General features: G+C 65.2%; 32 protein-coding genes. 3 read left to right on the top strand and 29 right to left on the bottom strand.

The annotated features are described in order from the left end of the window. Window positions 1-20: 20 nt before the first annotated feature. Complete coding sequence (locus V5E28_RS39250) at window positions 21-1,010, bottom strand: hypothetical protein (protein ID WP_336214737.1); 990 nt, start codon at window positions 1,008-1,010, stop codon at window positions 21-23. Window positions 1,011-1,336: 326 nt separating this feature from the next. Between V5E28_RS39250 and V5E28_RS39245 the strand changes: the two genes are divergently transcribed. Next, complete coding sequence (locus tag V5E28_RS39245; RefSeq protein WP_336214736.1) at window positions 1,337-1,840, top strand: hypothetical protein; 504 nt, start codon at window positions 1,337-1,339, stop codon at window positions 1,838-1,840. On the opposite strand, the gene V5E28_RS39240 is transcribed toward V5E28_RS39245, so the two are convergent. After that, window positions 1,841-2,815 (bottom strand): hypothetical protein, encoded by a 975-nt coding sequence (locus V5E28_RS39240; protein WP_336214735.1) that lies wholly within the window; start codon window positions 2,813-2,815, stop codon window positions 1,841-1,843. It lies immediately after the preceding gene. A 304-nt stretch (window positions 2,816-3,119) separates the two neighbouring features. After that, window positions 3,120-3,491 (bottom strand): hypothetical protein, encoded by a 372-nt coding sequence (locus V5E28_RS39235; protein WP_336214733.1) that lies wholly within the window; start codon window positions 3,489-3,491, stop codon window positions 3,120-3,122. Between the two features lie 299 nt (window positions 3,492-3,790). Here V5E28_RS39235 and V5E28_RS39230 point away from each other — a divergent pair, with 299 nt between their 5' ends. Continuing rightward, window positions 3,791-4,027 carry a hypothetical protein gene (locus V5E28_RS39230; RefSeq protein WP_336214732.1) on the top strand — a complete coding sequence of 79 codons (237 nt, stop codon included), beginning with the start codon at window positions 3,791-3,793 and terminating at the stop codon, window positions 4,025-4,027. Here V5E28_RS39230 and V5E28_RS49765 read toward each other — a convergent pair. The 10 genes from V5E28_RS49765 to V5E28_RS39185 form a co-directional block, all read right to left on the bottom strand. Further along, window positions 3,993-4,220, bottom strand: a complete 228-nt coding sequence (locus V5E28_RS49765) for a DUF397 domain-containing protein (RefSeq protein WP_442945936.1) — start codon at window positions 4,218-4,220, stop codon at window positions 3,993-3,995. The genes V5E28_RS39230 and V5E28_RS49765 overlap by 35 nt on opposite strands. Then, the gene (locus V5E28_RS39225) at window positions 4,214-5,062 is read right to left on the bottom strand and encodes a helix-turn-helix domain-containing protein (RefSeq protein WP_336214731.1); all 849 of its coding nucleotides are present in this window, start codon (window positions 5,060-5,062) and stop codon (window positions 4,214-4,216) included. The genes V5E28_RS49765 and V5E28_RS39225 overlap by 7 nt, the downstream gene beginning before the upstream one ends. 53 nt (window positions 5,063-5,115) lie before the next feature. Further along, the gene (locus tag V5E28_RS39220) at window positions 5,116-5,847 is read right to left on the bottom strand and encodes a GntR family transcriptional regulator (RefSeq protein ID WP_336214730.1); all 732 of its coding nucleotides are present in this window, start codon (window positions 5,845-5,847) and stop codon (window positions 5,116-5,118) included. A 141-nt stretch (window positions 5,848-5,988) separates the two neighbouring features. Then, entirely contained in the window at window positions 5,989-6,453 is a 465-nt protein-coding gene (locus V5E28_RS39215) for a hypothetical protein (RefSeq protein WP_336214728.1), read from the bottom strand. A 2-nt stretch (window positions 6,454-6,455) separates the two neighbouring features. After that, entirely contained in the window at window positions 6,456-6,752 is a 297-nt protein-coding gene (locus tag V5E28_RS39210) for a hypothetical protein (protein ID WP_336214727.1), read from the bottom strand. Continuing rightward, the gene (locus tag V5E28_RS39205) at window positions 6,749-7,135 is read right to left on the bottom strand and encodes a DUF6283 family protein (protein ID WP_336214726.1); all 387 of its coding nucleotides are present in this window, start codon (window positions 7,133-7,135) and stop codon (window positions 6,749-6,751) included. Before V5E28_RS39205 ends, V5E28_RS39210 begins: the two co-directional genes overlap by 4 nt. Next, a complete protein-coding gene (locus V5E28_RS39200; protein ID WP_336214725.1) occupies window positions 7,132-7,461 on the bottom strand; it encodes a hypothetical protein in 330 nt (109 codons plus the stop codon). Before V5E28_RS39200 ends, V5E28_RS39205 begins: the two co-directional genes overlap by 4 nt. Then, window positions 7,458-7,919 (bottom strand): hypothetical protein, encoded by a 462-nt coding sequence (locus tag V5E28_RS39195; protein ID WP_336214724.1) that lies wholly within the window; start codon window positions 7,917-7,919, stop codon window positions 7,458-7,460. Before V5E28_RS39195 ends, V5E28_RS39200 begins: the two co-directional genes overlap by 4 nt. Next, the gene (locus tag V5E28_RS39190) at window positions 7,919-8,074 is read right to left on the bottom strand and encodes a hypothetical protein (protein ID WP_336214723.1); all 156 of its coding nucleotides are present in this window, start codon (window positions 8,072-8,074) and stop codon (window positions 7,919-7,921) included. The genes V5E28_RS39195 and V5E28_RS39190 overlap by 1 nt, the downstream gene beginning before the upstream one ends. Before the next feature lie 76 nt (window positions 8,075-8,150). Then, a complete protein-coding gene (locus tag V5E28_RS39185) occupies window positions 8,151-8,534 on the bottom strand; it encodes a hypothetical protein (RefSeq protein WP_336214721.1) in 384 nt (127 codons plus the stop codon). A gap of 252 nt (window positions 8,535-8,786) precedes the next feature. Here V5E28_RS39185 and V5E28_RS39180 point away from each other — a divergent pair, with 252 nt between their 5' ends. Next, window positions 8,787-9,635, top strand: coding sequence for a hypothetical protein (locus tag V5E28_RS39180; protein WP_336214720.1), 849 nt, complete (start codon window positions 8,787-8,789; stop codon window positions 9,633-9,635). 81 nt (window positions 9,636-9,716) lie between these two features. Here the strand turns inward: V5E28_RS39180 and V5E28_RS39175 are convergent, their stop codons facing one another. From V5E28_RS39175 to V5E28_RS39100, 16 genes are all read right to left on the bottom strand, one after another. Next, entirely contained in the window at window positions 9,717-12,833 is a 3,117-nt protein-coding gene (locus tag V5E28_RS39175; RefSeq protein ID WP_336214718.1) for a type I restriction endonuclease subunit R, read from the bottom strand. After that, the gene (locus V5E28_RS39170) at window positions 12,833-14,074 is read right to left on the bottom strand and encodes a restriction endonuclease subunit S (protein ID WP_336214716.1); all 1,242 of its coding nucleotides are present in this window, start codon (window positions 14,072-14,074) and stop codon (window positions 12,833-12,835) included. The genes V5E28_RS39175 and V5E28_RS39170 overlap by 1 nt, the downstream gene beginning before the upstream one ends. Next, entirely contained in the window at window positions 14,071-15,813 is a 1,743-nt protein-coding gene (locus V5E28_RS39165) for a class I SAM-dependent DNA methyltransferase (RefSeq protein WP_336214715.1), read from the bottom strand. Before V5E28_RS39165 ends, V5E28_RS39170 begins: the two co-directional genes overlap by 4 nt. 189 nt (window positions 15,814-16,002) lie before the next feature. Next, a complete protein-coding gene (locus tag V5E28_RS39160) occupies window positions 16,003-16,275 on the bottom strand; it encodes an HU family DNA-binding protein (RefSeq protein WP_336214714.1) in 273 nt (90 codons plus the stop codon). A 314-nt stretch (window positions 16,276-16,589) separates the two neighbouring features. Continuing rightward, the gene (locus V5E28_RS39155; protein WP_336214713.1) at window positions 16,590-17,045 is read right to left on the bottom strand and encodes a hypothetical protein; all 456 of its coding nucleotides are present in this window, start codon (window positions 17,043-17,045) and stop codon (window positions 16,590-16,592) included. Further along, window positions 17,042-17,362 (bottom strand): hypothetical protein, encoded by a 321-nt coding sequence (locus tag V5E28_RS39150; RefSeq protein WP_336214712.1) that lies wholly within the window; start codon window positions 17,360-17,362, stop codon window positions 17,042-17,044. Before V5E28_RS39150 ends, V5E28_RS39155 begins: the two co-directional genes overlap by 4 nt. An 84-nt stretch (window positions 17,363-17,446) precedes the next feature. Further along, the gene (locus V5E28_RS39145) at window positions 17,447-17,896 is read right to left on the bottom strand and encodes a hypothetical protein (protein ID WP_336214711.1); all 450 of its coding nucleotides are present in this window, start codon (window positions 17,894-17,896) and stop codon (window positions 17,447-17,449) included. 95 nt (window positions 17,897-17,991) lie between these two features. After that, window positions 17,992-18,780 (bottom strand): N-6 DNA methylase, encoded by a 789-nt coding sequence (locus tag V5E28_RS39140; RefSeq protein ID WP_336214709.1) that lies wholly within the window; start codon window positions 18,778-18,780, stop codon window positions 17,992-17,994. A 280-nt stretch (window positions 18,781-19,060) separates the two neighbouring features. Next, on the bottom strand, window positions 19,061-19,699 hold the full coding sequence (locus V5E28_RS39135; protein ID WP_336214708.1) for a hypothetical protein: 639 nt from the start codon (window positions 19,697-19,699) through the stop codon (window positions 19,061-19,063). An 80-nt stretch (window positions 19,700-19,779) separates the two neighbouring features. Continuing rightward, a complete protein-coding gene (locus V5E28_RS39130) occupies window positions 19,780-20,199 on the bottom strand; it encodes a hypothetical protein (protein ID WP_336214707.1) in 420 nt (139 codons plus the stop codon). 37 nt (window positions 20,200-20,236) lie between these two features. After that, window positions 20,237-20,617, bottom strand: coding sequence for a hypothetical protein (locus V5E28_RS39125; protein ID WP_336214705.1), 381 nt, complete (start codon window positions 20,615-20,617; stop codon window positions 20,237-20,239). Window positions 20,618-20,781: 164 nt separating this feature from the next. Beyond that, window positions 20,782-20,925, bottom strand: coding sequence for a hypothetical protein (locus tag V5E28_RS39120; protein WP_336214703.1), 144 nt, complete (start codon window positions 20,923-20,925; stop codon window positions 20,782-20,784). Next, complete coding sequence (locus tag V5E28_RS39115) at window positions 20,922-21,206, bottom strand: hypothetical protein (protein ID WP_336214701.1); 285 nt, start codon at window positions 21,204-21,206, stop codon at window positions 20,922-20,924. The genes V5E28_RS39120 and V5E28_RS39115 overlap by 4 nt, the downstream gene beginning before the upstream one ends. Before the next feature lie 157 nt (window positions 21,207-21,363). Continuing rightward, the gene (locus V5E28_RS39110) at window positions 21,364-21,912 is read right to left on the bottom strand and encodes a hypothetical protein (protein ID WP_336214699.1); all 549 of its coding nucleotides are present in this window, start codon (window positions 21,910-21,912) and stop codon (window positions 21,364-21,366) included. 93 nt (window positions 21,913-22,005) lie between these two features. Continuing rightward, window positions 22,006-22,386, bottom strand: a complete 381-nt coding sequence (locus tag V5E28_RS39105; RefSeq protein WP_336214697.1) for a hypothetical protein — start codon at window positions 22,384-22,386, stop codon at window positions 22,006-22,008. Window positions 22,387-22,622: 236 nt separating this feature from the next. Continuing rightward, complete coding sequence (locus V5E28_RS39100) at window positions 22,623-23,777, bottom strand: hypothetical protein (RefSeq protein ID WP_336214696.1); 1,155 nt, start codon at window positions 23,775-23,777, stop codon at window positions 22,623-22,625. Between the last annotated feature and the right edge of the window lie 176 nt (window positions 23,778-23,953).

Here is a 23,953-nt window from a genome sequence, read left to right as displayed (position 1 = left end):
GCGGGGCGCCGGGTCGGTGGTCACGCGGCCGTCTCCGTCCCCTCGCCGATGGCGAGCTGGTAGAGGGTGGCACGGTCCAGTCGGGGCGAACCTTCGGCGACTCGCACCAGCCGCTCAACCGCCTTCTCGTTGGTGCTCATGGGTAGGCCGAGCGCGGCGCAGTTGATGCGGTGGATGGCGACTCGGAGTGGGATGCACGCGGCGGTGCCGCCCTTCACGGTCTGGACCTCGACCAGGAAGCCGCTCCGCTTCCAGTGGAAGATGCCGAGCCCGTCGAGGACGCCCCCTTCCCACACGTCGGGGTAGCGCTGGACGAGCTTCTCCATGTGAGCGACCACCTGAAGGGGGTGGGTGTCGAGCGGGACGTATGCCTCGGCGAAGGGGAGTACGCCTTCGTCTCTGTGCGGGGTGAGCATGGGAAACTCGGAGGTGATGTCCCGCCCGGACTGGTCGCGAACGGTGATGTCCCACACGCGGCTGGCGTGGTTGGGAGCCAGGGCTGCGCGGCGGGCGAGATTCTTGCCGAGACGGTCCTTGAAACGGTCAGCGGGCATCCGCTTCATCTCGCGGGCACCGTCCCTCGTCATCCACGTCACGGTGTAGAGCGGCGAGATCTCCGTCACGAACAGCGGTCGAGTGGCGCCCTCGCGCGGGATCACCTGGCCGTCGCCCTGTTCCAGGTCGATGGAGATTTCGCACGGCAGGTCGTGGTAGTAGCCGAGGTAGGCGGCGAGCTGGTCGGCGAGGTGGTTGGCGTTGACGGCTGCCAACTCGATCGGGTTCGGCAGGCATTCGCATTCGATGCGGTACACCGGGTCGTTCTCGATATCCCGGGTGCGTTCGTTGATCAGGCGGTCGGCTGCCGCGCTGTCCTCGTCAAGCAGGTGGATGAGGCGGCTGCGGGCGGCTACGCCGACATCGCTGATGCGCTGGTTGGTGATCGCGTCGACGAGGCTGTCGATTCGCTCGCCGGTGATACGGAGAGCGGGCGGCGGTTGGGTGATGGTCATTGTTCTCCTGGGTTCTGGCTGCGGTACCGCTGGCGGAATTGGCTATTCGCCTGACGTGGTGGTTCCGCCATTCGGTCCCGTTTTGGCTGGTGATATGCGTTGACGGAAACCCTGTTGATCTTGGATCGGACAGGGCTATCCGACGTTTCGACCCTATCGCGCACGTGTCGCGCTTGTCCAATTTGAGAGTACTCTGAAGACAATCGTGACAGTCCATACAGTCGTGCTTTAACTACAGTATGTGAAATTGATGTGCAGAACTTCTGTGCGGTATGGCGCGCCCGTTGGTACTGTTGCGACAAATACGCCACGTAGAAGGACCAGCCGTGCCCCAGCCGCCACACAGGCCCGCCGACGCAGGACTCCTTTTCCGCCTACGCACCCGGCAAGACGAACTCCTGCCCGAGATCTCTCTCAAGGCCGTCGCCGACCGCATCGCCAAGACGGCGGGCTACAACTTCTACCCCAACAAACTGCGCCGCATCGAAAGTGGCGAAGCTCGAGCCAGCGACCTCGACTACGCCTGGGTCGCTTGGGCGGTGGGCGCGTCAGTAAGCCAGGTAGAAGAGGTCGGCCGGCCCGAGGCCGCCCGCCTGCTACGTGAGATCATCGCCAAGCACTCCGCCACTGACGCACCGCGCGCCAGCCTGGACCCCTCGATCACGCCGCAACACATCCAGGACGAACTGCAGGAGAAGCTGCGAGAGATCCGCTCTCTGCCGGGCATCACCGACGAGGAGCGCACCAACATGGAGGAGACCCTTCTCCAACACCTCGAACTGGTGCTACGAACCTACGACCAGCAGATACAAATGCTTCGCGCCCGCTGACTAGCTCATCCAATTCCGGGCGGCATGAAAGATCAGCGCCGGCCTGGTGTCTACCCCCGCGAGCTCGCGCATCCGCTTGACGCGGCGCAGAATGGTGCTCTTGCTGGTGCCCATTAACCTGGCCATGCTGTCATCAGTCTGGCCTGCGATGATGTGCTGCAGGATGGCCATGTCCTGTTCATCGATGGCGCTCGCGGCCGCTGGGCCGAACCCGTTGTAGTCAGCTTCCAGCGGCGTGGCCTCGGACCAGTAGTGCTCGAAAACCACGAGCATGCATTCGACCAGTGCGCCGCCCCTGATGAGCAGCGAGGACACCTGATCGGAGAAGCCACGGGGGAACCGTGGGACCAGTGCCCGCTCTCGGTCGGAGATGACCAGCTTGAACGGCAGGTCCTTGGCGACAACTCGTACGTCGGCGCCAAGTGCAACGACGTTGTGCAGGCCGGCCATGGCTGCCTCGTTTTGGAGTACGGCCTTCTCGTAGATGAAGCGCCGCCTGGGTCGGCGCACCGTACCGTCCGGGTTGCGGCGCGCCGGGTCGCCTGGAGCGTGGAGCACAGTCAGCGGCGCAAACGGCGCAGTGACGAAGTGCAGCACTTCTCGGTGCGCGCCGAGTGTCAGGTCATCCAACGTCTCGCCGATGCGCTGGCGAGATGTCAGTACCTCTACTGGCGCGTTCGGTCCTCGCGTGGCGGCAGTCTTGCTGTCGTACAGGTCTCGTAGTTCGGTCGCCTGAGTCCGGAGCCGAGTGAGGGATGCCTCGGCGGTCGCGACGAGCGGCTTAAGGGCATAGTCCGGATGACGGGCAGTCGGAGGCTCCCCGACCACCAGGCCCACATCTCGAAGCCTAGTGATCGCGTCCTCGACCTCTGGGCCGCTGATACGTTCCAAATCGGTTGCGGGCGTGGGCCCGTGCTCGACCAGATAGTGATAGAGCCGTTCCCCAACTTCCCCGATGCCCAGGCCGGACTTCACGTCGTCGTTCCTTTCGATCCCCGTTTGTTCTGTTAGTCGACGTCCACCATGTGCGGACGGTTGTCCGCCACTGTCGTGAGCCACCTCAGGTGCTCTTGGCCGAGCCGGCGCGCGCGTCGGTAGTCCATGACGGCGTGGGTGAGCGTAAGGGCCTTGGTTGTAGTCAGCCAGGCAACGGCCATCCACACGAGCATCACGAGAACGGCGTTATCGGAGGTGGCGGTGGCTATCACCGCGGCCGTCACCGCAGCGGCGACGGCGATGGCCGCTGCGGTGACGTGGCGCCTGATGCTTGGACCCAATCTCACCAACCGCCCGCGTCGGAGTTCTTCGCAGGGACCTTCGTGGTCGTAGTGGTGGTCGTGGTTACCGTGTCTGTGACGGTTTTGGTAACGGTCTTGGATCCATCGGGATGAGTGACCGTTTGCGTCGTCTCGGTGTGCGTGTGCACAGTGCCCGGCTTGGCGGCCGGCGCGGTGGCGCTGGTGGTCGGGCTGGGTGAGGGCGTGGAACTGCTGTCCGTGGTAGTCGGGCTGGGCGCTGCCGTGGAGTTGGAATCCGTAGCGGTCGGCGTGGGCGGCTCTACGGGTTCTGCCTGGGCCGCCATCGAGACGGAAACGGTGAGGAGGAGGGCGACGGCGAGAGCGGCCAGTATGGTGCGGAGGCGCTTGATCATGAGTGACTTTCTGTAGCAGTGTTCATGGGGAAGGCGTGCGCGGCGTCGCCACGGCAAGCGGTTTCCTGCTTAGGGGCGTTACGCACTGTGCGCTTCGCAAGGGACCATATAAATAGTTGAATTCTGGCATGTCCAGAATTATCAGTGACGTTTCAGGGCCATGACACTTTGTTGTCAGTCAACCCGATGCGCCCAGTAACGATCAAGCAACAGCGCAGCACAGCGGCATATCGCGACACGGTCATGACTCACTACGGTGACATGGCACGCAAACAGCATCCACTGGCTAAGGAACATGCATGAGCGCACGACGTCTCGCCCACACCGTCGCTGTCAGCGGCTGCATCGCTTACGCTCTGCTTATCTGCGAGCTAGCGCTGAGTGGAGCTCACGTACTGCTCACCGTAACCATGGCCATGCTCGGCATCGTCAGCGTCGTGGCTGCGATCCTGTCCGGCCAGCCCAAGGTTCAGCGGGACGTCGCCTACAGGCGCGTCATCATCAGTGAGATGCAGCGCATGCAGGGGTGGCGCTAACTTTCCACTCGGGAAGGTCGAACACGCCGCGCTGGGCGCCGGCGATGAACTCTCGCCACTCGGAGCCAGTGAACCAGACGGTTGCCTCGTCCGGGCGCTTGCTGTTCCGTACTTCCACCCGGTCGACCTCGGTCCGGCGCGCCTCGACGCAGTCGCCGGATTCGGAGGCGGTGATCCACTGGTCGCTCAGCACTCAAGGCCCTTCCGTATGTCCATGATGAGGCCCGCGGACAGATCGGCGGGCAGGGCCCGATCGAGGAAGTAGCCGAAGCGCTTCTTGAACTCGACGACTCGCGGACCTTGGTCGATTATGCCCGCGGTGCCCGCCTCCAGAAACAGCACCTCCCCGAGATTCGGCAGCGTAAGCATGACGAATCCGCTGGACAGGCCGACTGCCCGTTCCTGGGGGATGATCTGGATCATGATGTTCGGCCTGTTCGTGTCGAGCACCAGTTTGTCGAGTTGTGCCGCCATCGTCGCCGGCCCGCCTACCTGCTGCCGCAGCGCCTGCTCTCCAATGAGTGCGTGCAGATGAACCGGGTTGTCGCAATAGGTGATCCACTGCCTGGCCAGCCGCGCGCGGACTTTCATAGCCAGAAGAGCCTCGTCGGGTTCCAGCATGCCGGCGGCGATAACAGCGCGGGCGTACGCCTCAGTCTGGAGCTGACCAGGGATGAGCAGCGGATGCCAATGCCGGATCAGTGACGCCTCGGTCTCCCACACCACGTAATCGACAAGGGCGCCAAGGCCACGCTTGTGCTCCTCCCAGGGCGGCGTAATGCGCCCGGCGCGCAGCAGGTCCTGACATTCCGCGCGCACGCTGGCGTCTACGTCGTAGAGGGCAAGAAGGCGGGTGAGCTCACCCGGGGTGGCGTAGGCGTTGAGGCCACGTTCGAGGCGAGAGACCTTCGAGGGGCTCCAGTCCAGGCGGCTCGCGACCTGGTTGCACGTCAGGCCGGCGGCATCACGCAGGGCCGTCAGCTTGCGGCCCAGCATGAGAAGCCGTAGCGGTGGGCTGATTCGCGACTCTGGCATGGGGGGATTCTCCCAGGCGGGAAGCCTGGGCAGGGCTGCTAAGACACGGTCTTCTAGTGATCCGCCGACATCGGCCATTTATCAGCTTTATTGGCGAATGTTCCCTTGTGCGGGATCGTGTACGCCCACCCTTGGTCGCGCAGTAGCGCGAGCCCAGCTCGCACTACTTTCCGGGTTACGCCGAATTCCTGCGCCAGCAGCGTTTCGCCTGGTAGGCCCTCATCGGGATGGTAGTGGCCGGCGCGGATTCGGGAGGCTACCGTTTCGGCGATCGTCTCCCCCTTTGTCGGCTCTCGACGCACCGTAGTGCCTTCGGGGCCGATGAACCGGCCGAACCGGCCACGTGAGTGGATCAAGCCCTCCTCGCGGAGTTGCCGGAGAGCTGCGCGAATCGCTGGCGATGACAGACGATAGGTGTCCATCAGCTCCGGCTCTTTCGGGAGTTGATCCCCGGGCTTGAGTCGGCCCGACGCGATGCCGTCTCGAATGTCCTTCACCAGTCGGCCGCTGTTGGAGATCGGCGGCTCGGGCGGACCGTGGCCGACGACAAAGGACCCGCTGCCGTGCACGGTGACGATCTTGTTCTGCTCGCGCAGGCGCTCCAGGCCCGAGCGGACCGCTGCGCGGCCAATGCCGTACACGGCTTGAAGCTCCGGCTCGGACGGAAGCTGATCCCCCTGCTTCAGCCGGCCCGCCTCGATGTCGGCCAGCACGCCGGCCGCTACCCGTTGGCCTGGCGTCGCGGCCTTGGCGGAGCGTTCGTCGGAGGATGGGGGCTTGGTCACCCATCTACGGTACCCCGGCAGCCCGACAACTAGTACACCTATTGGGCCTTCCTTGATAGTCCTGCCAAAGCAGAAGGCCCCGGCTCAAGGAGAGCCAGGGCCTTCAAATCGACGACATATGAACCAACGTCCTGCGATCGATCAGACGATCGGCCTGGCGTTGGGTCGGTTCCGGGACAGGGTGGGTGCATCTTCTCGCGTGACCTCGAACACGGCCAGGTACCCGCCGTCGTTCTCGCTGACCAAGACAACGGTGTAGTCGACGCCGCACGGTTGGCACCGCACCGTGACTTCCCGCTCGGTGTCTGCCAGCAGGTGAACCCACCGTGGGCAGCACGGTATATGCGACCACACCATGCCGCCGCGGGCCAGCGCGGTGTACCGCTGAATGAATACTCCGGCCACCAGTTCACGGCTGGTAATCGACTTCGTGGGCCCGACCACGGTCGGCTTGGGCCGCTCAGCGGGCTTGACCTTGAGGACGATCTCATACCCGGCCTCGTAGACCACATCCTCGATCTGGGCGACGAGCTGTTCAGCGTGGTCGAACGGCAGGGCGAGCTGGCCCGGATCAGTTAGCAGCTCGATCAGCTTGGCGCGGTACACCCTCACTGCTCCTCCTCGGGTCTGCGTCTGATCTCCTCGCGGGTCAGCACGAACGTGAGAACGCGATCCGCCCATTCCTGAGGAATCAGGGCACGGGCATCGGTCAGCAACCTGACCGGGTCCAACCGGGTCGGCGCGATCTGCTCTGACAGGAACATCGACCGCTCACGAATTTCCATCAGGCGGTCCAGCGCCGCATCCCACCGGCCGTTCTCAGCTGTAGCGAGAAACCGGCCCAGTGTCTCGACGAGGACGGCCAGGTGCTTGGCGGCTGTCCCCTGGCGGCTGTCCGCACTCATGGGCTTCGCTCCCCGTGGACCGCCAGCATGGCGCCGTTGGCGGCCGCCAGTTCCTCATACGAGTCGTACAGGTCCGGCCAGTTCAGGCCCGGTTCGAGTGCGGTGGGGTCGATCCGGCCGTCGCTCAGGGCGACACGAACCCCGAGGTGCTCGAACCCTTCGACAGCGAGCCAGCCCGCGCAGGCGAGGTCCTCGCCGGTGCCGGGCTCGCCGACGTGGCAGCCGAACATCGGCGTTCCGGGCGGGGGAGGGAAGCCATTCTCGTCGGGCGGGCACGTGGCGCGCAGCGCGACGTACCGCTCGGCCGGGAACTCGCCCGGGGTGGCGGTGCGCTTCCAAGGGCATGGGCCGCAAGGGAACCGGCGGTGGGGGAAGTTGCTCATCGGGCGGTCTCCTTCAGGGAGGCGCGGAACTCGGTCGCGGCCTGGTCGCAGCACATCGGCTCGCCGAGCACGTGGCCCTCGTAGTCGTCCGGGTGCGATGAGAGGTCTGCAGCGGTGACTTCTTCCCAGTCGTAGCCGCAGAACGAGCACACGGAGCGGGTATCGAACTCCACCTTGACCTGGGCCACGTTGTCCACGTGGCGGCGGATGGCGGCGCACATGTCGCTGAGTTGGAGTAGGGCCGCCTCGTGGTCGCCTCGCGGGAAGGCGTCCCGCAGGTCCGGGGTGAGGATGAGCCGGTAGTTCGAGCGGATCTCTCGCTTCATCGGCAGCAGTCGCTTTCCCCGCAGCCGTACCGCTCGCATCGCTGGTGCTGGCAGTCCGGGCCGTGGATGCAGGAGGGCAAGTCGTCCACGGCGACCACCGTCGATACCAGGTTCTGAGTCGGGTTGGTGCTCTCTTGCGGTAGCTCGGCAGGGTCCTCGGCTGTTGGGGCGGGCGCCTCGCCGGGAACCGGGCTCGACGTGGATGCTTCGGCCGGGGCCGGATTCCCGCGCAGGCGCAGCATCGCGTGCCCAACTGCGCCTATCGGGCCCCGGTGCTGGCCGCCCGACTGGAGGTACTCCTCCGCGGCGGCCCGCATGAAGTCGTAGCGGAGATTGCCGTCGGCGTCGACGAACTTCTCGATGGCGTGGTCGGGCATCCTGGCGGCCATCTTCTTCACGATGGCGTCGGCCGCGAGGTCCTCCACAGCCTGAAGGTAGTGAGCGGGCAGAGTGATCATTAGTTCTTCTCCTGGATGAGGGCGGCGTCGAGGGAGCGCTTCAGCTTCTCGGCCTGGTCGGGGGTGATTTCGGCGAGGCTGCCGTCGAGGGTCCGGCGGCCGGGCAGTGGGCCGGTGTAGATCGTGTTGCCGTCGTCGTGGCGAGAGACAGCCACGGGACTTCCGGCGACGGTGTACTCGTATGGGTCTTCAGGCTGATCACACGTGTTTGTGCGCATGTCCGTTTCCTGGTCAGTGAGCGCGGCCGCCTTCAAGGCGGATCTGTCGCTCCTCTTCAGTGGTGAGGAGATGGGCCGGGAGCGTCTCGACGCACTCGTAGGTGGCCCGGTAGATGCGGTGCCAGCCGTCGATGGTGAGATAGCCAGCGAAGGGCTGCGCGGCCTTCTTGGGATCGTGAATCGGAGCGACTAGCAGGGGTTTGCTGAGGTCCGCGACGGCTGCATGGGCTTGGTTGATGACGATCAGGGGCAGCCACATGGCCGCATCAGCAACCGAGATGACGGCGTTCGGCTCGCGACCCTCGACAAGGGCAAGGGCGGCGGTGATGTCCCACCGGTACGCGAGCATGTTGAAGATTTCGCGGCTCGAATGGTCTTGGGTGGCGGAGTGGTTCATACTGTCCTTTCGATTGCGGAAGCGCTGTCACTTCTAGATGTGCGCTCCTGCGGTGCTGTGGTGGTCGGAGAGCCCCTGTCGTGCACCTTCGATGCTAACGGATCATCGGACGTCTCAATACCGTTAGGGGACATCTTGTGAACGCTCCAAAACGGACAAAATGGACAAGAGGGACGCGACAAAGAAGCGCCGACCCAATACGGTGAGACACAGCACCTACCCGCCCTGCCACCACCACCCGGAGTGCGCGCCATGCCCCGCAAGCAGTCCAACCCCAGGTCCGCCGAGGTCGTCGAACCTGGAAAAGCGGCAGCGGAACCGCAGACGCCCGAGCGGCGCAGGCCCATGCGTGTCCGCGAAGTGCAGTGGACCGGCCTGCACAGCACGAGTGCTCGCCTAGACCCGGACACGGATGATCGGCTTACGGTCGCCGTCGCGCGCACCGGACTGGGGCTTCAGGGTGCATGGGAAGAGGCCATCAACTTCTTCGCCAATCAGCGCGGCATCCAGGAGGAGATGCCCGCCAATGCGAACATGGAGTTGCCCTCCCCTGCGGAGTACCGCACAGCAGGCCAGGACCTCGCTCGCGCGACGGTACGGCTCACGACTAACACGCGGGCGCGGCTCGCCGCTGTGGCATCCCGGCTCGGACTAGGCGGGAGCGAGTGCGTCGTCGAGGCGCTTAACGCTTGGTTCGACGAGCTGGGCATCCCTGGCGAGTACGACCGGGACAAGGTGGTCGAGCGGCCCACGCTGTACGCAACTGGCGCGCGACTCGACGACGCCACGCGTAAGCGGGTGAAGGCGGCGGCGGAACGGACGGGCAAGAACCTCCAGGGGGTGTGGGAGGAGGCCATCAACGCGTACGCCTCCCGTCAGGGCGTGTCGGAGGTGATGCCAGAGGGGGCGGAAGTTGCCTTGCCGACACCACGTAACGCGAAATCGAGCGGCGGGCCGAAGCCGGCGAGTGTCCGCTTGACGCAAAACACGCGGGCGCGCCTGGTGGCGGTGTGTGTCCAGCAGTCGCGGACGGGCGGGGAAGTCATCGCCGAAGCGCTGAACGACTACGGCGATCGTCTCGGGATTCCGCGCACAGATTGATCGCAGGCCGCGATTCATCATCAACCCTACGGCGGGCGCCTCTGGCATCTGCAGCAGCTATGCCGCTGAGACCAACCGCACTCACTCGTTGCCGCTTTCTAGTGCCACTTTGTAAAACCACTTAGCGATGTCCGCGACCAACTGAGAGCGCCCAGGAGCGTTAGTGAAGAAGTAATCGGCCATCTTGTTGTGGGCGCTCTGATTGTCCGCGACCGCCCCAGTCACTGCGTCGTCGAAGTCGGGGCTCTCCGCGAACTGCTTCGCGGTGTTGACCCGGGCTTGCTGGACGAGCGCATCGTCAGCGAGCAACGTCCGTAGAAGAGACTCCAGGAAGGAGACCTTCTGGTCCTGAGTGAAGTCCTCGTTGCCGAACAGGTCGTTGAGCCGGTCCAGGACAGCCTGAAAGGCGACCATCGTGGGGTCCTTCTTGACGCCCGAGCCGGCCGCTGTGGCACCGTGTAGCCCGATGCGGGCCCCCAGGCTGATGTCGGCCTCGCCCTTGTCGACCTGCTTGACTGCCTTCAGGACCATGTCGGACAGGTCGATCGGCGCGGTGTAGTTGTTCGGCTGGATGCGGCGCTCCAGCAGTCGCAGGTAGATCGACTTCTTCTCCAGCGCCGAGTCGCCATAGTTGATGATTTGGCTCATGAAGTCGTAGAGCCGAACGAACGTACCGACGTCCTTGCGGAACATGTCGAGTTCGCCGAGTGCGACCTTGTCTCCCTGCCCGCCGTTGTCGACGAGCGCCGAGGTGTAGCGCTCCTGGAACCGTTTCTTACCCGGGCCGATGGCCGCTGCGAGGGCGTTGTTGCCCTTGTTCTTCACCCATGCATCAGCGCACTGGTCGACCTCGGCCTCGGTGTAGATGCCGGACTGGTCCAGCTTCGCGATCAGGTCGTGGACCAGGTTGGGGTCAGTGACAGTCTCCAGGAAGGCGTCGGTGTAGTACGGCTCGAACGAGTCGCGAATCCCTTCGGGGTCGTTGACGAAGTCGACGACATGGGTCATCCGCTCGTCCTTCCGTACTCCCGACGGGGTGACGTAGGTGCGGTTCAACCGGCTAAGGGTCTGGACGGCGGTGACCCCGGACAACTTGCGGTCCACATACATCGCGCACAGAAGCGGCTGGTCGAAGCCGGTCTGAAACTTGTTCGCGACGATCATGACCTTGTACTCGCCGCCCTTGAACGCATTGCGCAGGTCGTAGATGCCGGGATTCATCGACGATTCGGTGAAGTCCTCCGGCCCCGACTCCAGGTCCTGTACGCCTCCGGAGAACGCGACGAGCGTGCCGTAGCCGTAGCCCTTCTTCCCGATGTACTTGTCGATCGCCAGCTTGTAGCGGACGGCCGCCTTGCGAGAGTCGGTTACCACCATCGCCTTCGCATGGCCGTCGAGCAGGTGGGCGACGTTGTCGCGGAAGTGCTCGACGATGATCGCCGCCTTCTGGGCGATGGTCTGGGGGTTCAGCTTGACCCAGCGCATGACCTCCTTGGTGGCCTGCGCCTGATCTACCTCAGTGCTGGTTTCGCTCGCGGCGCTTTGTCCGATACGGAAGGCCAACTTGAAGGAGTGGTAGCCCTTCAGGACGTCGATGATGTAGCCCTCTTCGATGGCCTGCTTCATCGTGTAGACGTGGAACGGCTGCGGCGGCAGGTCCGTGCCTTCGGGCACGCGGCCGAACAGCTCCAGCGTCTTCGCCTTCGGGGTCGCGGTGAACGCGAAGTAGGAGATATTCGCGGACTCGGCACGCTCCTCCGCCTCCGCCGCAAGGATCGTCTCGACGTCGACCTCACCGCCATCCTCGAGTTCCTTGAGTTCCTCTGCGGTCAGGACAGCCTTCAATTTCGAGGCGACCCGGCCCGACTGCGAGGAGTGGGCCTCGTCCGCGATGACAGCGAACTTCTTGCCCTTCAGGCCCTTGTTGGCGCGGATCTCAGCCATCGCGAACGGAAAGGTCTGGATGGTGACGACGATGATGAGCTTGCCGTCCTTCAGCGCCTTCGCGAGCAGCCCCGACTTGGATCCGCCGGCCCGCTGCGCCTCGTCCCGGTCAATAGCGACGACGATGCCCTGATCGTTGTCGATCTGCTTGATCGCATCCTGTAACTGGGCGTCGAGCACGTTGCGGTCGGTGACGACGATGACCGAGTCGAACACTTTCTGGTTGGCCACCTGGAGCCGTGCGAGCCGGTGCGCGGTCCAGGAGATCGAGTCCGTCTTGCCGGACCCGGCGGAGTGCTGAATCAGGTACCGGTGGCCGGCGCCTTCGGCGACGACGGCCTCGGTGAGTCTGGTGACCGCCTCCCACTGGTGGAAGCGCGGGAAGCGCAGCGAGGACGACTTCGCGGTCTGGCCCGTGATCGGGTCGGTGGTCGTCTCGTGCTTGATGTACATGAAGCGGCCGAGGATGGTCAGCAGCGAGTCGCGCTGGAGTACCCGCTCCCACAGGTAGGCGGTGGGAGAGCCGTTCGGGTTGAGCGGGTTCCCTGCCCCGCCGTCCTCGGTGCCGCGGTTGAACGGCAGGAAGTGGGTCTTGTCGCCCGCCAGTTTGGTCGTCATCCAGACCTCGTCGTTGGAGACGGCGAGGTGGACGAGCGCCCGGGAACCGAATCCGAACAGTGGCTGGACCTTGTTGGTGCCAGGGTCCTTGGGCAGGCGGCTGGTCTTGTACTGGTTCTTGGCGTCCTCGACCGTCTGGGTGAAGTCGGTCTTCAGTTCCAGGGTCGCCACGGGAAGGCCGTTGACGAACAGCGCCAGGTCGACCGAGCGCTGATCGGTGGTGGAGAAGTGGACCTGCCGCATCACCCGGACGCGCACCTTGCCGTAGTTCTCGACCGTCTTGGTGTTGAGCGTCGACTCCGGCTTGAACTGGCACATCTGGAACTTGGCCGCCATGTGTGAGAAGCCGTTACGGAGCACGTTCAAGGTGCCGCCGCCGTTCTCCATCGGCGTGTCCAGCACCTTCACGAGCCGATCGAGCAACTGACTCTTCTGCTTCTCGATGTCCGCCGAGCCGGGCTTGACCATCTTCGCCAACTGCTCGGCCTGCGTCTCCCTCAGCCAGCTGAAGAAGTCGGCGGGAAACAGTGCTCGCTCACGGTCATAGCCGGTGTCGCTAGTCGAATAGAGCCACCCGTGGGTCGCCAGGTGCTCACAGATCTCGGTCTCGAAGACGACCTCGTTGTGGTCGGCCACTACGCCACCCCACGCACGTCGATCTGCCCCGTCACAGCGGCCGTGATCAGCGCAGACCGCCGCTCACGGGCGAGCTCGATGAACCGCTCCGTCTCCGCGATCAGCGCGTTGGTCTTCGCGATCTGCTCATATAGGTGCTGCGCGATTCGGCGCTGCTCTACGAGTGAGGGTAGCGGTAGTACGATCCTTGAGATCGTCGTCTGATTCAGCCCAGCCACCGTCGACCCTACCGACCACTGCTCAAGCTGGCTGTGCGACTCCGGCGACTGAAAGAACCACCACAGGTAAGGCGGATCAACGTCCTCGCTTGGACGCAGCAGCATCGAGTCCGATCCGCAGATGTAGCCAGCTTCGGCCTCGGAGACGAGGGCAGACTTGTCAACTTCGCCCTTCCTCCCAAGAACGATGTCTCCAACCTCCAACTGGTGCCGTCTAAGTTCGGCCGCCTTTTCTGGAGTCACGGAAATCATCGCGTCCGGGGAAATTACGCCACGTTTGATGTGAGTCGGATTCACCACTGGAACGCCGCCCTCGACATATTCCTCGGCGGAAAGTTGGGTCCCAAACGGACCTGTCTGAGCGAACTGGATCGCGTACCGGAGTCGCCCAGTTGCGGGTGCAATGAACTCTCCGGCGATCACGGCTGCGCGCCGCTCGCAGAGCATCTCGATCAGGCGCCGCTGCTCCTCGATGAGCGTGTCGATGCGGGCGGTCTCGCGGTCGAGGTAGTCCGCGGTGGCGCGCTGCTGCTCCACCGGCGGCAGCGGGATCGGTACGCGTGCTAGCTTTTCGGCCGTAAGGTGTGGCATCGACACGACGTTGCTGTAGGCGCGAATGTAGCCGCTTGCCCGCAGCGCGATGAGGTAGAACGCGATGAAGCGTCCATCGAAGTCGCCGAAGGGTCGCAGTCGGTTGATTGAATTCTGGAACCCCCAGCCCGGTAGGTCGGTTTCGACGTAGGCAGCACGGCCGAATCCGCCTTGTCCGCCTTCGACAACGACGACATCTCCCGCCCGAATGCTCAACTGCTCCAGTTCAGCTTCGCTGAACCACATCTCGTTCACGTCATCGAGGGAAAGCACGCCATCGGGTTGCACGTTGGCTGCGCGCATGTATGGCGCGTGCACGTCACTGCCGCCGTCCTTGCTCTGGAGCATCTTGCCGAGCGTGACTGTCGCGACATTTTTCACCCGGCCAGTCAGCCAACCGTCCGGCAATTTCGTCCACAGTGGCCCGGTCACTGTTCGACCTCCCGCAGCAGGTCAAGGATTTTGGCGACCTGCTTCTCCAGGTCGGCATCTATTTCGGCGAGCGGTCGGGGCGGGGCGTACTTGTAGAAGTGGCGGGTGAAGGGGATCTCGTAGCCGACCTTGATCTTGGCCCAGTCGATCCAGGAGTCGGGTACGTGCGGCTTCACCTCGGCGTCGAAGTAGGTTTGGATGACCTCGGCCTTGCCCGCAGGTCCGGCGGTCGAGCCGCCGTAGGTGAAGGGCACGTTCTCGGTGTCGCGCTTCTTGGAGTCGGGCTTTGGCTTCCCCTTGCGGTCGACGACAGGCTTGCCGTCCTCGTCCAGCAGTGGCCGCTCAACGGTGATGGTCCAGTAGCCGAACTCGTCGTTGCGCAGCACCTTGGAGAAGTCGGGGTCGGCGTCGGTGAAGTCGTCGTAAAGCTGGAGGATCTTAGCGCGGTCGGAGTCGCTGAGTTCGCGGTTTTTAGCCCCGAGGTTCTTGCGCATCTTGGTCCAGAACGAGCTGCCGTCGATGAGCTGGACCAGGCCCTTGCGCTCGGGGTGCTTGGTGTTGTCGAGGATCCAGATGTAGGTGGCGATGCCCGTGTTGAAGAACATGTTGGTTGGCAACGCGATGATAGCGTCCAACAAGTCGTTCTCCAGCAGCCAGCGGCGAATCTCGGACGAGCCCGACCCTGCCGCACCGGAGAACAGCGGAGAGCCGTTGAGGACGATGCCCGCCCGTCCGCCCCCCTCGTGCTCGGGGCGCATCTTGTGTGCCAAGTGGGTCAGGAACAGCATCTGGCCGTCGCTCACGGCTGGGAGGCCGGGCCCGAACCGCCCGTCTGAGCCGTTGTTCAGCCGCTCGGCTTTGACGGACGCCTCGGATGCCTTCCAGTCCACGCCGTACGGTGGGTTGGACATGCAGAAGTCGAAGGTCTTGTCCCAGAACAGGTCCTCGGCCAGCGTGTCGCCCAGACAGATGTTCGCGGCGTCCTGGCCCTTGGCGATCATGTCGGACTTGCAGATCGCGTACGACTGGTCGTTGATCTCCTGGCCGTACAGCCGCAAGCGGGCCTGCGGGTTACGCTCCAGCAGTCGCTCCTCGGCGACTGACAGCATGCCGCCGGTGCCCGCAGTGGGGTCATAGATAGAGCGGATGGTGCCGGGCTCCAGCAGGGCCTCGTTGTCCTCAGCGAACAGCAGGTCCACCATGAGCCGGATGGCGTCCCGAGGGGTGTAGTGCTCGCCGGCCTCCTCGTTGGATGCCTCGGCGAACTTGCGGATGAGTTCCTCGAACAGGTCACCCATCTCTGCGTTCGGCACTACTTCAGGGTGCAGATCTACCTCGGCGAACTTGGCCACCACGAGGTAGAGCCGGTTCTTCTCATCGAGGGTGGCGATCTCGTTCTCGAACTTGAACCGCTCGAAGACGTCGATGTTCGTGGAGAACTTGGTGATGTAGTCAAGGAGGTTCGCCCGCAGCCCCTCCGGGTCCTCCAGTAGCCGGGCGAAGTCGTACTCGGAGGTGTTGTAGAAGCCGAGGCCGGTCTTGCGCTTCACCTGGATGTCGAGCGCTCCACCTTCATACTGCTTCGCCAGTTCCCGGACCTCGTCGCAGGTGGGGGCAAGGATGCAGTCGAGCCGCCGCAGGATCGTGAGCGGAAGGATGACTCCGCCGTACTGGTGCGGCTTGTAGACGCCTCGCAACTGGTCCGCTATGGACCAGACGAAGTTCCCTAGGTTGCTCAACTCGGCCCCTCTGCAGCTGGCTGTGGTAGCTAGAGGGTTCCACCTTCGTGTGGACGCGACAACCGCTTCTCGCGCGTTCGCCTCGACTTCAAGGGCCGAGGTGCCGTGCGTCCCGAATAGAGACGAGAAGGGGCGAGGCCATACCCTTCGGCCTCGCCCCTTTGCTCTGCTGCTGAACAGCTCGGCACCCTACGGTTTCCGTGCCGCCGCCACAGTGTCCTTGAAGCCAGCCCCGGCCGAGAACTTCGGCCGGAACTTGGCCGGCGCCGTCTTCGTCTCGCCGGTGGACGGCACACGCACCTCACGCTCGGCCGACACCACCGCCTTGAACGCGCCGAAGCCGGTGAACTGTACCTCATTACCGGCCGCGACCTCAGCCTTGACGTAGTCGATCAGCGCGTTCAGGGTCTTCATCGGCACGCCCGTGGCCGCAGCAACGTCGGCCTTCGTCCTCTTCGCCATGCTGGTTTCTCCCGTCGTTTCCATGCGATGGCCAAAGCGTAGCTCATTTCGCCATCGCTACCGCTGACGTAATTAGCTGTGTTGAGTCGATCGGCAACGGCTGATACGACGACGTGGCCTCCCCGGTGTCCAGCGCACGCCGGGTCTCGGCCGCGTGCTCGTCGGTACACGTTCTCGTGGGCGTCCGCCCTTGCTGGTCGGTGTTGGACCGGTGTCGGGCCGGCCAGCGCGCTACCATCGCAGGTCGCAGGCGCGGCGCAGCCCTCGCTTGCGGATCTGAACTCTGCACCTTTGGCAACGCGAGCGCATGCCGCTCATGCGCCGCCAGCCTGGGCCAGCCGCCAGCGAGTGACAGGCAGACGGATGGAATAGTCACGATCATTGCGGAATCCGAGCACCGAGCGAACGAGGTCCTCGCGCTCCATCCTGCGCAGCGTCGGGGTGAGCGCAGTGCCGTCGTAGCCGTTGCCGTACTTGAAGTGGTTGCCGTACCTGATGTCGAGCACCCGCGCCAGCTCCGTGGATGTGAACAGCGAGTGCGGGTAGCGCTGCAGGTGCTCCAAGACCTGCGGCATGAACTCCTCGTACCGGGTGGTACGACGCGAGCCGCCTTCCAAATCCACCAGGTACCGGTGAATCGTCCGCTCGGTCACACGGAGCCGCGCGGCCAAGGCCGAGATGTTGCCCTCCTGCTCAAGCAGCTCACAGAAGGCGCTGAACCGGGCCTGCTTAGGCTTGGTCATCTTCGGCAGGTTCGTCCGTTCCGTCACGGCCGAACCTCCTCGATCATCGCGGCGGCCTTCGCGTGCGCCTCCTTCCACGTCAGGTTCTCGGCCTGGACGAGAGCGGCGATCAGCTTGTGCCACTCGACTGCCGCCGTGTGAGCTGCCCAGACGGTCAACTCGGACCAATTCAGCGGCATGACGAGCGACCAGAACCACGTCTCGCCTTCCGCCCTGGCGGCGAGGTGGCCGAGGTGACTGTGTCGGCACACGGTGATCGAGCGCCCGCACGGCGGGCAAATCGTTCTGTCGAGTTGAGTCATGCGGATGTGCGGGCTGTCCCAGTTGGGTTCTCGTTTGGACATGTCGTCCCTCCTGAGGGGATGGGCCCGTCCCAGGGGTGGGACGGGCATGATCGTAAGCGGTACCGCTGTCGCTTCATGCTTTGATTAGGTGTCGCGAGCGCTTAGCAGCCACGACGGCGCGGCCGGCTCAGGAATGCCGAGCGCGTCCAGCGCGGCCCGTAGCAACTCGGCGTACTCGCCCTCCTCCTCGAGGAGCTGCCGCATGTCCAGTGGCTCGGCCACGGCCCGGTCGGGCGCGATAGTGCGGTGCGAACCCAGCAGCCACCCTTCGCGGCCCTTGCTGCCGTACCAGACCATGTGAACGCCCCACAGGTCTTCGGCCAGGTCGCTGTCCTGACCGTCACGATTGGGGTGTTCGCCCTTGAGCGCGAGGAGGTGGGCGGCGGCCTGTTCACCGAAGCTGAGCTCGTCGGGGTCGGACGGGTTGAACCAGTCCACGGCAGGCTCGGCATGGCGGGTGGGGAACTTCCAGCCGAGGGGTTCCGCGGGCCCGCCGAGGTCGTGGCCGAACACGATCATTGCGGTTGTGGTCATGATGACTTCCTTCTGTAAGCGGTGGCGCTGGCGTTAAGCGATGAGGGCGTAGTCGTGGGCGAACCCGTGCAATCAGGGCCGGGGCTGGTCTGCCTCTACGCGGCGCCGAGCTTCTTCATCAGGGCCACCGCTTGTTCGGTAGCCGCGATGGTCGCTGCCACGAACTGCACGTTCTCGAAGTGGTCGAGAGCGTCGGTGCGCTGCTTGAACGCCAGCGCCATCCAGTCGTCGGCGGCGAGAGTGTTGCCGACATGGATGAGTACGTTCGGCCCGAGTCCCCAAGTAATCGAGTTAACGGCCGCGCATGCGGCGGCGATCGGGTCGAGCTCGCTCAGCCCCCACCCGAAGTTGGCCGGGTTGTGGCCGAGATCGCGCAGCACGACCGCCGCGGCGCGCAGCATGCCGCCCGTGCCGGCGGCGGGCTCGCCGATCCACATGCCCGCCCGCAGGTCGTCGCCGTTGCCGAGAACGAAGCGGGCCATCACCTCGCACACTGGGCCCGGCGTGAAGTACTGGCCGAGCCCGCTCATGGCTCCCTTGCTGCGTAGCAGAGTCAGCACCAGGCCGAGCACGTCGTCATCGGTGCGCATCTCCGGCTCGCGATAGCCGGTGATGGCCAGCAGGCCGGCCTTGAGCGCGGCGTGCGCGACCGCCTGGACGGCCTTGACGACGTACCGCTCCGGCTTGCGCTCCTCGTACAGCCACCAGTGCAGGGGTCGCGCGGCCGTCCCGATGAGGTACGGCGCCTGAACCCACATGCAACTCCAGAGGTCCCGCAGCACGTTCAGCAGCTCGTCGGCGTCGAGCGCGAGGAACTGCGCCGCCACGTCCTGGCCATTGCGGTCCCGCTGGGAGAACATCGACAGGGCCGCCACCACACCCACAGGGATGGCGATATCGCCGCCGCCGTGGTGCGAATGCCAGGCGTCCGCGACTCGTTCAGCGATCCGGAGCGGGGACGAGCGGAGCGCCGGGGCCGGCCGAGCTGGCGCTGAGTCCTTCTTCGTGGTGGCCAGCGCGGCCGAGGGCGCTGCCTTAGGCGGCCCAGGCAGCTGGATCGTCGTTTCCCTGGTCGGCGCCGGGAGGGTCGGCGCGGTGGTTTCCTCGGACCCGACGAGGTCGAACAGGTCGAGTTGGGCCTGCCCTGCCTTCGGGCGACGGCGCTTACTCACCTTCGCCGCCGTCGAGGTTGGCCGGGTAGAACCCGACGTCGTCCTTCAGCACCTGGTCGAGCAGTTCGAGCACTTCGTCTCGGGTCGGCGCCGTGCCGCGCACGGGCTCGTAGACGGGGCATGAGTCTGGGCAGCGCAGGCCGGGGTGGGTGCCGCAGTGATCGCACGGCCGGTTCTTCGGCGTGGTGTCGCGGACGTCGAACACGCGCTCACTCGTGAAGCCGGTCCACGTGCCAGCGTCGACTTCTTCGGGCTGTCCGGTCTCGGGGTTGTCGAACTCCTCGACCTTCTTGCCGCCGCGGCGGCGGGCGACGATGCACATCGGCTCGGCGGTCGGAAGAACCGCACGGTCTTCCTTCGCCCAGAAGAACGCGCTTTTGACACGGGTCGCGGCGGGGTTCTGCCCGAGCAGCGCCAGCGCGTTACGCAGCGTCCGATGCGCTTGGACGCGGGCCGCGTACTCACGGAACGCGTCGATCAGATTCGGCCGTTCCGACAGCGCGCGGGCGGCCTTGACGACGGCGTCGTTGGCGATCGCCTTGTCGCGGTCCTTGCGCTCCTGCCACGCCTGCTTGTCGCCGGGGCTCCATCCGGAGCGGGGGCGCCTGCGGCGGCCTCTGGTCGGGGTCATCGATGACCTTTCTTCTCGAAAGACTGCGGTACCGCTGTCGCTTTACAGCGGTACCGCTTGGTTGTGGTGGGGGTGGGGGGTTAGGAGCTGTGGATCGGGGTCGGCAGGCGCAGCGCGGACGTCACGTGGGGGGTGCCGCGCTCACCTCCGAAGTACTCGACGAGCAGCTTGACGGGGCATGCCCGGTTTGTGAGCGCGGTCGGCGTCTCGACGTACATATCGGCGACGACTCCGCACCGGTCGCCGACCTTCACCCGGTCGCCGATGCGGAACATCGTCATCTGCTCGTGGTGGCCGCGCACGTGCGTGGTGATTGCGCGCCGGTCGAGGTGACGCCACTCGGGCGATCCGGGCTTGCGGATGACGGCTCTGGCCGGCGCGGCCCCGTGGAACTCGACGCGCATGCTCCAGTCGTCGCGGCTCATGATGAGCGCATGGCCGTCCTGCGTGACCTGCCAGTGCGCGATGTGGGCACGTGCCATTAACGTGTGCGGGTTCATTACCGCTCCTTTCTGATGATCTTCACGGTGTTGTCGGTCATGCGTCTTGCTGCTCCCAGCCGTACGGGGCGACCTGGGCGATGAGGTCGCGGATGGCGCGGGCACCCTCGGCCTTGCGGGTCTGGTGCGGCTGGTCCTCGGGGTGCCACGTGATCGAGGCACGCAACGCTCGTCCCTTCCACTTGGACACCCAGATCACGCCGAACCATCGGGCGCCAGGCTTGTCCAGGACGAGCTCCCATGCCGAGCCGTGCGGCGTGGCGGGCACCTTGACCTCGAACCCCGTCTTCTGCAGACGCGCGATGATCTGCTGGGAGGTTCGGTTCGGCGACCATTTCGCGCCGGTCGATGAGGGGGAGTCCTCGGCCGCCAACGCGGCGTGGTCCTCCAGGTCGTATGGCGGATCGCGGTCGATCACGTCGTGCTCCTTTCGAGTAAGTCGGGGGTGTAGCCGGGAGGTCAGGTCGCCGCTCTCGACGCAAACTGGGTAGTGGCGCCCATCGAGGATCAAGGCGGCGGTGCGGTGGGGCCCGCGCTCATCTGGTCGCAGGCGGCCCCACGCGACCCTTTCGGCCCGGACGGTCACAGGCCCGGGTCGGCGTCGGAGATGCCGAGGTCGTCGAACCATTCGCCCGGGTCCTTCATGAGCACGCAGCCGGGGTCGCAGTCCTGGTCGGCGGCAGCCCCGCACATGGGGCACGGCTCGGTGGTGAGGTACACGTTCACAGGACTCCGGCCTCCTCCAGGAGCAAGTACGCGGCCGACCGGTCGGTGTCGAACTCCTCCTGCGTAGCGACCTTGCGGCAGAACTTGCACCGGTGGCGACGCGGGGCGGCGACGGGGGTCTCCTCCACGGCCAACACGACACCGTGCAGGCAGATCCCCATCTGGTCACAGGCGGCGTACAGCGCGTCGCCTGCGGCGTCCATGGCGGTCTGTTCCAGGTCGGCGTCCAGTCGTGCGGTCGCGATGGCCTCGGCCTCGGCGCCGAAATCGTCATCGAACATGCTGATCTCGCTCTCTTCGGTGTGCGCGGTGGGTGCGTTAGGGTGGATGAACCCAACTCACCGGATCTTCTGGCGGTGGTTGGTTTCTCTTCCGCGTTGTGGTGGCGCGGGGGTTTGCGGTGGCCGGGCCTGGTGACAGGTCCGGCCACCGGCGTTTTCAGCGGTGGAATACGGTGATGGCGTAGTCGCTGATGCGCTCGACCCACACGCCGGTTGGCAACTGGACCTCGGGGAACTCGATCCCGTCCTCGTTGCAGCCGCCGTCTGGGAACATGTAGGTCCACTCGCCAGCCGTCCAGGCGATGACCCACTGGCGGTCGGGGTCGTCCCACTCGGGCAGCAGTTGCGGGCCGTGAGGCGAGTCGGGGTCGATGTCGAGCTGCTTGCAGGCGGCCACCCGGACCTGCTCGGCCATTGGTGGTGTGACGACCGGCGCCTGCATCAGCCGCATCGTCTCCTGCAGCGTCGCGCTCGGGTCGAGTATCACGGCCATGATCACCTCTTCGGCTTGGCGCGGCCCCCAGCCCTGCGTGCGAAGCAGTTCGAGAAGCGCCTCGTGGAGGTGGTCGTACACACCGGGTTGGCGCGCAACCACCTGAGCGGTGCATCCGTTGGCGGCGCGGAGGAGATGGACGAGCTGCTCGCCGATCTGGACGGGCGTGGCGTTGGTTGAGGTGGTGTCGGTAGGTGCCGTGGTGGCGGTCATCACGGTGGTCCCTTCTCTGTGAACAGGAACGCCTCGCCCGTGGTGGGCGAGGCGAGTTCGCTTCCGGTACCGCTGTCGTATTCGGCTTTGTATTCAGGTTGCGGTAGCGCTTGCGCTTTCAGGTAGTTGCTTGGTGGCCAGCTCGACGAGGGTGCCGAGCAGTTGCGTGGCGTCCTTCTTGGTGAGCTGGTCAAAGGTGAGATCGTCGTAGAAGTTGCTGTAGTGGTCCGCGAAGTGCGCCGCGACGTAGTTGGTGGCGAAGCTGCGCCAGTGCCAGAGTGCGCTGTGAAGCATCGCGTCCCAGCGCAGGTGGTTCCAGTCGCCGAAGGTGTGTGCGGCCACGCTGTAGGCGATGGCGTTCATGGCGTTGGAGACGCTGCCGCCCTTCGCGGACAGGGCCCAAGAGGCGATGTCAGCGGGGAGGGGGATGGTGCCGGAGGGGATCGGGTCGAAGGTGGTGGCGGGGGAGTTCATGCGCCGCGTCCTTTCGACGTTTCCGCTGGTGAGGGACTATGTGATCTTGGTATTCGGTTGGATCTCGATCTTACCAGGATCACCGCATGTATGTATACCTAAAGGGGACAGTGCACCTTGAGTCCGGAAACCGCACCTCAGATGCCCTGTAGTCGCTTCAGACGGAACTAGGACGTGTCCGGTACCACCGCGACCGGAGCGGACCTGTTCGCGCGTCACCGTGGACAACGACAGGTCTAGTGTGCGCTTCTGCGGAGCAGGCGAGTCCGCTGCAACGCGGCGGCGAAACTCGGGCTCGTCGCCACCAGCAGCGCCCGCGCCCGCGCGGCCGGCCCGTCCTCGCCGCCCGAGTCCACACGCTGCGCCAGACGCCGGCCGTGCTCCTCGGCGCGGCGACGCCTCAGCTCCTCCACCTCCCGCGTGGCTGCAGCCACGCGCTGCGACCGAGACGGCAGAACCTGGCCATCCCCGCCCATCCAGGCCGCGAGGCGGTTCCTCATCCAACCGGGGATGTGCCGCAGCTCGTCGACGCTCGCCCAGGTGTACGTCCACGCACTGCCATCGGCTCGGACGTCGAGCGCGTGGAGCACATCGGCGGGGGTCCAGCCAGCGAGGAGAAAGGCCCGCAGCAGCCACCGCAGATACCAGGCCGTCATCCGGCGAAGGACGCCGGACTCCTGCCGGAGACGTTCGCAGGCTGCGAGTCGATCGCGTTTGTTCCTCGGCGATTGATGGAGTCCCCAGGGCGGCGAGATACGTGGGCTGCGGCGGGTTCGGCGAGGGGCCTCGCGCGTGCGCGTGGGATCTTCCTTGTCTCTCCTAGGGAGAGACAAGGAGGAGGGTTCACTTGCGTGTTGTGCCTGGTCAGATGAGGTGTATCCGGTTGAGGTAGGAGCGATGTTGCGAGGGATGCAGATCACCCAGAGAGCCGCGCGGTTGCCCAGGCCGTCATCGTCCAGGCCCGCGCTCGTGCCCTTGCGGAAGCGGACGGTGGAGCCCTGCTCCACCACGCCGAGCCAGCCATGCTCGCGCAGCCATCTGATCCAGCGCTTGACGGTCGCCTTGGCGAGGCCGGTCTCCTCGACGACCTTGGCGATCGTCGGCCGAGAGCACATGGTCTTCCAGTCGGCGGCCCAGGCGACCACCGCGGCGACGCGCAAGAGGTTGCCGTACCCGTCGTAGCGGAGACCCAGGACTGCGGGATCCTCGCGCAGGGCGCGGAGGAACGCCTTCTGTGACGATGCGCGCCGCATGCCGCGCGGTATCGCCGAGGTGATCAGCGCTTTGGATGGCGGGAGTGAGAGGTCAAACGCGTCCGACATGCGAGCGGCGCGCTTTCGCGCGCCGCTCAGAGGTGCCTTGTGCGTCGAGTCCGCCGTGAAGGCGGTCATGCTGCATCCGGCAATTCGTCACGGGAAGACACCTGCGGTACCGCTGGCGCTATGCGCTGTGCGCGAGGCATTCGCGAGTCGGCGCTCTTGCACGGCGGGCGATGCCGCAGATCGACGCATGATCGTGAAGGGGCCTCCGGAGCCGGGTGCGTAGGTTCGAATCCTACAGGGGGCAC

The sequence above is a fragment of the Nonomuraea sp. LPB2021202275-12-8 genome (assembly GCF_037044575.1).
In the GTDB taxonomy this organism is placed as follows: domain Bacteria; phylum Actinomycetota; class Actinomycetes; order Streptosporangiales; family Streptosporangiaceae; genus Nonomuraea.
The sequence above is the reverse complement of the archived record's forward strand: the minus strand, read 5'-3'. Positions and strand labels throughout refer to the sequence as shown.

Excerpts from the sequence above, each read along its gene's own strand:
- V5E28_RS39250 (WP_336214737.1), bottom strand. The coding sequence starts at position 1,010 with ATGACCATCACCCAACCGCCGCCCGCTCTCCGTATCACCGGCGAGCGA.
- V5E28_RS39235 (WP_336214733.1), bottom strand. The coding sequence starts at position 3,491 with ATGATCAAGCGCCTCCGCACCATACTGGCCGCTCTCGCCGTCGCCCTC.
- V5E28_RS39230 (WP_336214732.1), top strand. The coding sequence starts at position 3,791 with ATGAGCGCACGACGTCTCGCCCACACCGTCGCTGTCAGCGGCTGCATC.
- V5E28_RS39225 (WP_336214731.1), bottom strand. The coding sequence starts at position 5,062 with ATGCCAGAGTCGCGAATCAGCCCACCGCTACGGCTTCTCATGCTGGGC.
- V5E28_RS39210 (WP_336214727.1), bottom strand. The coding sequence starts at position 6,752 with ATGAGTGCGGACAGCCGCCAGGGGACAGCCGCCAAGCACCTGGCCGTC.
- V5E28_RS39205 (WP_336214726.1), bottom strand. The coding sequence starts at position 7,135 with ATGAGCAACTTCCCCCACCGCCGGTTCCCTTGCGGCCCATGCCCTTGG.
- V5E28_RS39200 (WP_336214725.1), bottom strand. The coding sequence starts at position 7,461 with ATGAAGCGAGAGATCCGCTCGAACTACCGGCTCATCCTCACCCCGGAC.
- V5E28_RS39195 (WP_336214724.1), bottom strand. The coding sequence starts at position 7,919 with ATGATCACTCTGCCCGCTCACTACCTTCAGGCTGTGGAGGACCTCGCG.
- V5E28_RS39185 (WP_336214721.1), bottom strand. The coding sequence starts at position 8,534 with ATGAACCACTCCGCCACCCAAGACCATTCGAGCCGCGAAATCTTCAAC.
- V5E28_RS39180 (WP_336214720.1), top strand. The coding sequence starts at position 8,787 with ATGCCCCGCAAGCAGTCCAACCCCAGGTCCGCCGAGGTCGTCGAACCT.
- V5E28_RS39160 (WP_336214714.1), bottom strand. The coding sequence starts at position 16,275 with ATGGCGAAGAGGACGAAGGCCGACGTTGCTGCGGCCACGGGCGTGCCG.
- V5E28_RS39150 (WP_336214712.1), bottom strand. The coding sequence starts at position 17,362 with ATGTCCAAACGAGAACCCAACTGGGACAGCCCGCACATCCGCATGACT.
- V5E28_RS39145 (WP_336214711.1), bottom strand. The coding sequence starts at position 17,896 with ATGACCACAACCGCAATGATCGTGTTCGGCCACGACCTCGGCGGGCCC.
- V5E28_RS39135 (WP_336214708.1), bottom strand. The coding sequence starts at position 19,699 with ATGACCCCGACCAGAGGCCGCCGCAGGCGCCCCCGCTCCGGATGGAGC.
- V5E28_RS39130 (WP_336214707.1), bottom strand. The coding sequence starts at position 20,199 with ATGAACCCGCACACGTTAATGGCACGTGCCCACATCGCGCACTGGCAG.
- V5E28_RS39115 (WP_336214701.1), bottom strand. The coding sequence starts at position 21,206 with ATGTTCGATGACGATTTCGGCGCCGAGGCCGAGGCCATCGCGACCGCA.
- V5E28_RS39110 (WP_336214699.1), bottom strand. The coding sequence starts at position 21,912 with ATGACCGCCACCACGGCACCTACCGACACCACCTCAACCAACGCCACG.
- V5E28_RS39105 (WP_336214697.1), bottom strand. The coding sequence starts at position 22,386 with ATGAACTCCCCCGCCACCACCTTCGACCCGATCCCCTCCGGCACCATC.
- V5E28_RS39100 (WP_336214696.1), bottom strand. The coding sequence starts at position 23,777 with ATGACCGCCTTCACGGCGGACTCGACGCACAAGGCACCTCTGAGCGGC.